This is a genomic window from Thauera sp. (assembly GCF_035444905.1).
Lineage (GTDB): Bacteria > Pseudomonadota > Gammaproteobacteria > Burkholderiales > Rhodocyclaceae > Thauera.
Map to the genome: position 1 here is coordinate 1 of NZ_DAOMPS010000104.1, position 6,862 is coordinate 6,862.

Sequence of the window (6,862 nt, forward strand, 5' to 3'; positions counted from 1 at the left end):
GCGGTCGCCAAGATCACCGGCAAGGAAGGCCTGCGCTTCGCGGGCCGCGCGCGCGTCTATCACGGCGAGGAGGCGGCGCTGGCCGGCATCCTCGACGGCGAGGTGGTCGCCGGCGATGTCATCGTGATCCGCTACGAGGGCCCGAAGGGGGGTCCGGGCATGCGCGAAATGCTATCGCCGACCTCGGCCGTCATGGGCAAAGGCCTCGGCAAGGACGTCGCGCTCATCACCGATGGCCGCTTCTCCGGCGGCTCGCACGGCTTCGTGGTCGGCCACATCACGCCGGAAGCCTTCGACGGCGGCCCGATCGCGCTGGTCGAGAATGGCGATGCCATCACCATCGACGCGCAAACCCGCGAGATCAGCCTCGATGTGTCGGAAGCGGTGCTTGCCGAGCGCCGCGCGCGCTGGACGCAACCGAAGCCGCTCTACACGCGCGGCGTGCTGGCCAAGTACGCAAAGCTGGTCTCCAGCGCCTCGGAAGGCGCCGTCACCGACAAGTAAGTTGGCGGCTTCGTCGGGCGACAGGGCATTGGCGCATCGTTTGGCGAGGTCAGTAGCCCGCGAAGATCTGCGGTCGGAGATGCCGGCAGGATTGTCCTCGTCGGACTCATCCTGGATGACCGGTTTACGGCGACCAACTCGGAGCTCGCGTTGGCTTAACCCGGCCATCAAGAGACGTAGCGGCTTAGGAAAGTCCGCCAACGCGAACGGCGGGTAACCGATCCGGGGCCGGCCGGCTGCTTGTCTTCGGACTCAAACAAGTTATCGGCCCGCGCTGTCGGTCACCTGCCGCCCCCCACGTCCCGCCGCAGCTACTTACCTTTCGGAGGTATTTCCGGGCGTCGCGACTGTTGTGGCTTTTTGCCTCTTGCGCGCCCGATATTCGAACTGCCCGCGGCGCAGCTTGAGGAGGCGGGCGGCCGCCGACAGGTTGCCGCGGTTGCGGGCTAGTGCGTGCTCCAGGAACAGCGTCTCGATATCGTCAAAACAGGCGATCGCGTCGACGATGGCAGAGACATGCGCGTCCAGCGCCAGTTGTGCGCTCGGGCCCGCTTCAGGCTCCCGGCCGGCTGGGTCAGGCGTCATGGGCGTTGGCGCAGCGGACGCGTCGGTGGCTGGCGATGCGCTGTCTGCCAGCAGCCCGCCGGCCGTGAGCTTGAAGTGGCGTTCGGGCAGGTGCTCGCCACCCGAGAAGAGGTGCTGTACGTCGAGGTTGGCGCCATCGTCGGCGAGGATTACGCCACGTTCGACGATATTCTCCAGCTCTCGCACGTTACCCGGCCAGTCGTAGGCCCACAGCGCTTCGCTCGCGCGCTGGGTGATGCCGGTCAGGCGCTTGCCGAAGCGCTGGGCGTAGCGCTTCACGAACACATTCACCAGCAGCGGGATGTCCTCGCGTCGCTCGCGCAGCGGCGGGATCACGATCGGGAAGACGTTGAGGCGGAAGAACAGATCCTCGCGGAAGCGTCCGGCCTGCACTTCGGCGCGCAGGTCGCGGTTTGCGGCGGCGACGATGCGCACGTCCACTGGCCGAACCCGGGTGTCCCCCACGCGCTCCACTTCGCCTTCCTGCAGCACGCGCAGCAGCTTGCCCTGCGCGTGCATCGGCAGGCTGCCGATCTCGTCCAGGAATAGCGTGCCGCCGTCGGCGCGTTCGAAGCGGCCGGGGCGCGACACGGTGGCGCCGGTGAAAGCTCCCTTTTCCACACCGAACAGTTCGGCCTCGACCAGTTCGTTCGGGATCGCGGCGCAGTTGATGGACACGAATGGTTTGCCGGCGCGCGGCCCGATTGCATGCAGCGTCTTCGAGAAGCGTTCCTTGCCCACGCCGCTTTCGCCGAGGAAGAGCACGGTCGCGTCGGTCGGCGCCACGCGCTTGATCAGATGGGCCACGGCATTGAAGCCGGCAGAGGCGCCGATGAGGTCGGGCAGCACACTTTCCAGCGCAGCCTCCGGGGAGGCGCCGCGCACGGGCGCGGGCCTTGGGCGGCGGCGCGGGGCGGAGACGAAGTCCTCGATCTGCAGGAAGCGCAGGTGCTCCTCGGCGTCCTCGCATTCCTCCAGCGGCTGGCCGATTACGCGGCAGCGCGCATGGCCGTTGGCGACGCATTCCAGCTCGCGCCACAGGATGGGGCGGCCCATCAATGCGGTGGTGAAACCACAGGCGTAGCCCGTCATCATCCAGCACGCCGGGGCGCCGCTGATGCCGAAATGGTGCAGGTGCGCCTCGGCCTCCCACGACGCTTGCCAGTAGTAGTCGCCCCAGAACTCGCCGCTTTCGGTGTTGAACTGCATGCGATCGACGGCTTGATTGCGCACGAAGCCCTCGATCTCACGCAGCCGCGGACCCAGCGCCAGCGTGCGGGTCAGGTCGCTGCCTTCCTGCTCGCGCAGGCCCCGCGCGTCCTCCATGCCCTGTTGGTAGCCGAGGCGGGTGAAGAGCTCGCGCGTGCGTTCCAGGCCCATGCGTTCGATCAGTTCGCGCCGCAGGGCGGCGAGTGAGAAGCCGTGCATCAGCAGCATGCGCTGGTCGAACAGCAGGATCTGCCCGCTGTCCGGCGCAAAGCGCACGTTGCGCGCCAGTGCCTGGTCGTCGATCGCGTCGGTGATGGCCGTCAGCGGGCCGTGGCTGCTACGGTGCATGGCGAGTCTTTTCGGGAATGCAAGGGTTTCTGAATAGCACAAAGATTCTTCATATGCAGGAATAAAAATTCAGCAAATAGGGAAGTCCTCTTGGTGGTTTGCTCGGCTTGTGCGGCTATTTTGAATTAGGCAAATAAAAACAAGGACATGAAGCGCTTTCCTGTTCTGGCACGTAGTTTGCAATAACGCTAGCGTCAGCTCGAACTGACGAAGCGGTTCAAAAGGAAACGCAAGCCAACAGGAGGAGACCATGTCCGGATCGGAAGAACACACGCTGCTTGCCGTGCGCGTGCGGCGCAGGACGCAACTGGCGGACGACATCATCGGCCTCGAACTGGGCGCGCTCGACGGTGCGCCCCTGCCGGCCTGGGCTGCCGGCGCGCACATCGATGTCGAACTGCCCAACGGGCTGCTGCGGCAATACTCGCTGTGCGGCGACAGTGCGCACACTGGCCGCTACGAAATCGGCATCCTGCGTGACCCGGCAAGTCGCGGTGGATCGGCCAGCGCGCACGACGACATCCACGAGGGCGGCGAGGTCCGTATCGGCGCGCCGCGCAACCTGTTTGGATTGCGCTCGGCGCAGCGCTCGCTGCTCTTCGCCGGCGGCATCGGCATCACGCCCATCCTTGCGATGGCACAGGAGCTGACGCGCAGCGGGGCGGATTTCCGCCTGCACTATGCTTCTCGCACGCCGTCGCGCACCGCCTTCATCGACCGCATCAACGCCTCGGCCTTTGCCGATCGTGTGCAGTTCCACTTTGACGATGGCGCAGCGGCGCAGCGCTTCGATGCCGTCGCCGCGATCGGTGCGCCGGATCCGGCCACGCATCTTTATGTGTGCGGTCCGCGCGGCTACATGGACCACGTCATCGCCACCGCCAGGTCACTGGGCTGGCGCGACGACAACATCCACTTCGAGTATTTCGCGGCAGCGCTGGCCGAGGGTGAAGTTGCTGGCGACGGCCATTTCGAGATCCGCCTGGCCGGCCGCGACCTGGTCGTGCCGGTTCCGCCCGGCACTACGGCCGCGCAGGCGCTGATTGCCAATGGCGTACCGGTGCCGTTGTCGTGCGAACAGGGTATCTGCGGCACCTGCGTGATGCGCGTGCTCGAGGGCGTGCCCGAGCATCGCGACCTCTTCCTCAGCGACACGGACAAGGCGGCGAACGACCGCTTCACCCCGTGCTGCTCGCGTGCACGTTCCGCGTCCTTGCTGATCGATTTCTGACCTGCCCGGCCCCTTTTCGGGCAGATCCCTCGCCGGGAGGCTTCCCGGCACCCACCACAAGAGAGTGAGAAAAATGGAGACGACCAAGAAAAGCCCTTATCTGATGAATGCTTGGTATGCCGCGGCGCTGTCGACCGAGGTCGGCGCCGAGGGCCTGTTCGCCCGCCGGCTACTCGACATTCCTGTCCTGATCTACCGCAAGAAGGACGGCACGCCGGTGGCGATGCATGACCGCTGTCCGCACCGCTTCGCGCCGCTCAGCGTGGGTAGGCGCGACGGTGACGACGTGGTGTGCGCCTATCACGGCCTGAAGTTCGACTGCTCCGGCCAGTGCAACCACAACCCGCACGGCACCGGCCACATCCCGCAGGCAGCCAAGGTGCGCTCCTTCCCGCTTATCGAGCGCTACGGTTTTCTGTGGATCTGGATGGGCGACGAGGCGGCCGATCCGGATCTATTGCCGGATTTCAGCCCCCTCACCGACGGGCACCCGAATGGGGTCGGTTACACCTACATGCACCCGACCTGCAATTACCAGCTCGTCAACGACAATGTGATGGATCTCAGCCACATTGACCACCTGCATGGCGAAATCATAACCACCCGCGGTCAATTGTCGCCGCAGGTACCCAAGCTGCGCGAGACGGCGCGCTCCATCTCTGCGCGCTGGGAATGGAAGCAGACTCCAGCGATGCTGATCTTCGCCAACTTCCTTGCCGAACCCCAGGGCGAAGCACGCCACTTCTTCGATATCACTTACACGCCTCCGGGCAACATCCAACTTTCAGTCGGCGCCCTCCAGGGGCCAGGCAACCTGGATCTCGTGGATACCGTTGGTCAGTACGACCTGCACACCAGCACGCCGGAGACCGAGACCACCACCCATTACTTCTTCGCCACCCGACGCAACCACAACGTTGAGGATGCGGATTACAACAGCATGAAGATTGCGGCCATGCACCAAGCCTTCGTGACGGAGGACGGTCCCATCCTCGACTTGCAGCAGGAGGCGATGGGCACCAGCGACCTGTTCGGACTTAACCCGGTGCTGTTGAGCAGTGACGTCGCCACGGTGAAGGTTCGCCGCCTGCTGCAGCGCCTGATTGAAGAAGAGCACGCGCTGAAGCTGCGGCTAGCGAGCTGAAAGCGCACTCGCACCTTCAACCCGACACAGAGAGCTTCGAATGAAAACCAAGAAAATTGTGTTTGTGATGAGCCTCGCTGCGCTGGCTGCCGGGGCAGCTCAGGCCAAGGAAGGCAGCGATCAGTACCCAAACGGCGCCGAGAACTGGCTGGCGGGCGCGGTTCCACCGCCGGGCACCTACTTCATCAACTACTTCGGCTACTACAGCGGCAAGCTGCGCGACGGCGATGGCGACAAGGTCAAAGGCGCCTCAGTCGACGCCTGGTTTGACGCGTTGCGCTTCGTGCACACCAGCAATTTCAAGATTCTCGGCGGTAATTGGGGCTGGCACACGATCGTGCCGCTGGTGCACCAGACGCTGGAACTCGGCGGGCCGTCGCGGTCCACAGCGGCGCTCGGCGACATCACGGTGAGCCCCTTCATCCTGTCTTGGCATACGAAGAACTGGCACTGGGCGGTCGCATTTGACGTGAATCTGCCCACCGGAAAGTACGAGCAGGGCGACCCGCTGCGCAGCGTCGGCGCCAACTACTGGAGCGTCGAGCCGATCTTTGCCGCGACCTGGATGGGCGATGACGGATGGGAGGTGTCTGCCAAGTTCATGTACAACATCAAGGGGAAGAATGAGGACTTCCGTCTGGCCGAAGGGGCACCGAAGATGGATTACCAGTCCGGTGACGAATTCCACATGGACTATCTGGTCGGCAAGCGATTTGGCGAATGGGGTGTGGGCCTCTCGGGTTACTACCTAAAGCAGCTCACCAATGACAAGATCGACGGCAGCAAGATCGCCGCCAACCCCGGCCTGTGGTCGGCCGGGCGTAAGGGAGAGGTGTTCGCCATTGGGCCGAGCATCAGCTACACGACCAAAGGAGGCATGCATTTCATCGGACAGTGGCAACGCGAGACCGCCGTGATTAACCGGTTTGGCGGCGACAAAGTGTGGCTCAAGCTCATAATGCCGCTGTAATGACTGCGACCTTTCCGCGGCACAAGTCGCGGAAAGGCTGTAGAAATCTAAGACGACGAGCCCAACTGCAGGAGGAGTACCGCCCCTTCCCTGTGGTGTCCCCGCGGAGTGTGTGACGGTTCAATCCGAAAAGCAGCCGAGGCGCTCGATGATCTTGCAGTGGCGGTGTGCGTGGTGCAGATAGTCGGCGAATGGGGCGCGCTGTGCGGCCGGTGCCATGCTGGGGATGCTGTCTGTCGAACATTGGCTCCCCTCGTCCTGCTCGATGAGATCTTCGGAATGCTCGAGCGGCGGCTCGGGGTCGGTAGTTCCAGTTCGCAGGACGGAGAACCTGACGCTCGCCGTCGCATGACGCCCAAACGGCAGATGACCAGCACATTGCTGCCTGACTTCAGCCATCGGGCCACCGGCAGATCAGGGCGAGGACGATGCGGTCAGTCTGACGAAACGAGTGGCAGCTTGAAGATCGGAAAGCCGACTTCGATTTTGCGAACATCATCAGGCAGGTCAGGGTCGGCAGAACTCGGCGACGAACGGCTGGTTCCGAGAAGTGAAAAATCAACGACCGCTTTTCGGCGATGAACTCGAAGAGATGTCAGTCGCATTCCGACCCAGACCGGGCATCCGGACTTCCCCGAAGCCGCCGCTGAGCACAGGGGTCTTCTGTGAGTTTCGCTGCCACGAAGCTGCCGTTCGTGACCTCACGACTCCGGCCACTTGCTGCCACACATGGTAGTAGCCGAGTCGTCATTCGAGCGACCGGTGAGCTCCGGAACCCGCCATAGAGCGAGCTGAGGCCAGCGTGGTTCGTAAGTCGGCCGGCACTGCGCTCTTGAAGCCGATGCTCACCAGCTCTGCCGTCAGTGTCGGG

The 6,862-nt window shown here is 64.0% G+C and carries 5 protein-coding genes and 1 pseudogene; 4 read left to right on the top strand and 2 right to left on the bottom strand.

Features of this window, described 5'->3' with window-relative positions:
- A pseudogene (locus PLC66_RS21915) lies at positions 1-504 on the top strand (dihydroxy-acid dehydratase); the annotation flags it as partial.
- A 315-nt stretch (positions 505-819) separates the two neighbouring features.
- Here PLC66_RS21915 and PLC66_RS21920 read toward each other — a convergent pair.
- Complete coding sequence (locus PLC66_RS21920; RefSeq protein ID WP_324544310.1) at positions 820-2,646, bottom strand: sigma 54-interacting transcriptional regulator; 1,827 nt, start codon at positions 2,644-2,646, stop codon at positions 820-822.
- Between the two features lie 250 nt (positions 2,647-2,896).
- Between PLC66_RS21920 and PLC66_RS21925 the strand changes: the two genes are divergently transcribed.
- The 3 genes from PLC66_RS21925 to PLC66_RS21935 all read left to right on the top strand — a co-directional run bounded on the left by PLC66_RS21925 (position 2,897) and on the right by PLC66_RS21935 (position 5,991).
- Positions 2,897-3,877 (top strand): PDR/VanB family oxidoreductase, encoded by a 981-nt coding sequence (locus tag PLC66_RS21925; RefSeq protein ID WP_324544311.1) that lies wholly within the window; start codon positions 2,897-2,899, stop codon positions 3,875-3,877.
- 73 nt (positions 3,878-3,950) lie between these two features.
- The gene (locus tag PLC66_RS21930; RefSeq protein WP_324544312.1) at positions 3,951-5,021 is read left to right on the top strand and encodes a Rieske 2Fe-2S domain-containing protein; all 1,071 of its coding nucleotides are present in this window, start codon (positions 3,951-3,953) and stop codon (positions 5,019-5,021) included.
- 40 nt (positions 5,022-5,061) lie between these two features.
- Positions 5,062-5,991: a SphA family protein gene (locus tag PLC66_RS21935; RefSeq protein ID WP_324544313.1), complete on the top strand. Its 930-nt coding sequence runs from the start codon at positions 5,062-5,064 to the stop codon at positions 5,989-5,991.
- Between the two features lie 120 nt (positions 5,992-6,111).
- On the opposite strand, the gene PLC66_RS21940 is transcribed toward PLC66_RS21935, so the two are convergent.
- Entirely contained in the window at positions 6,112-6,390 is a 279-nt protein-coding gene (locus PLC66_RS21940) for a DUF924 family protein (protein ID WP_324544314.1), read from the bottom strand.
- Positions 6,391-6,862: the final 472 nt, after the last annotated feature.

Bases quoted from the DNA above. Each gene is read 5' to 3' on its own strand.
- PLC66_RS21920 (WP_324544310.1), bottom strand. From the start codon at position 2,646: ATGCACCGTAGCAGCCACGGCCCGCTGACGGCCATCACCGACGCGATC.
- PLC66_RS21925 (WP_324544311.1), top strand. From the start codon at position 2,897: ATGTCCGGATCGGAAGAACACACGCTGCTTGCCGTGCGCGTGCGGCGC.
- PLC66_RS21930 (WP_324544312.1), top strand. From the start codon at position 3,951: ATGGAGACGACCAAGAAAAGCCCTTATCTGATGAATGCTTGGTATGCC.
- PLC66_RS21935 (WP_324544313.1), top strand. From the start codon at position 5,062: ATGAAAACCAAGAAAATTGTGTTTGTGATGAGCCTCGCTGCGCTGGCT.
- PLC66_RS21940 (WP_324544314.1), bottom strand. From the start codon at position 6,390: ATGGCTGAAGTCAGGCAGCAATGTGCTGGTCATCTGCCGTTTGGGCGT.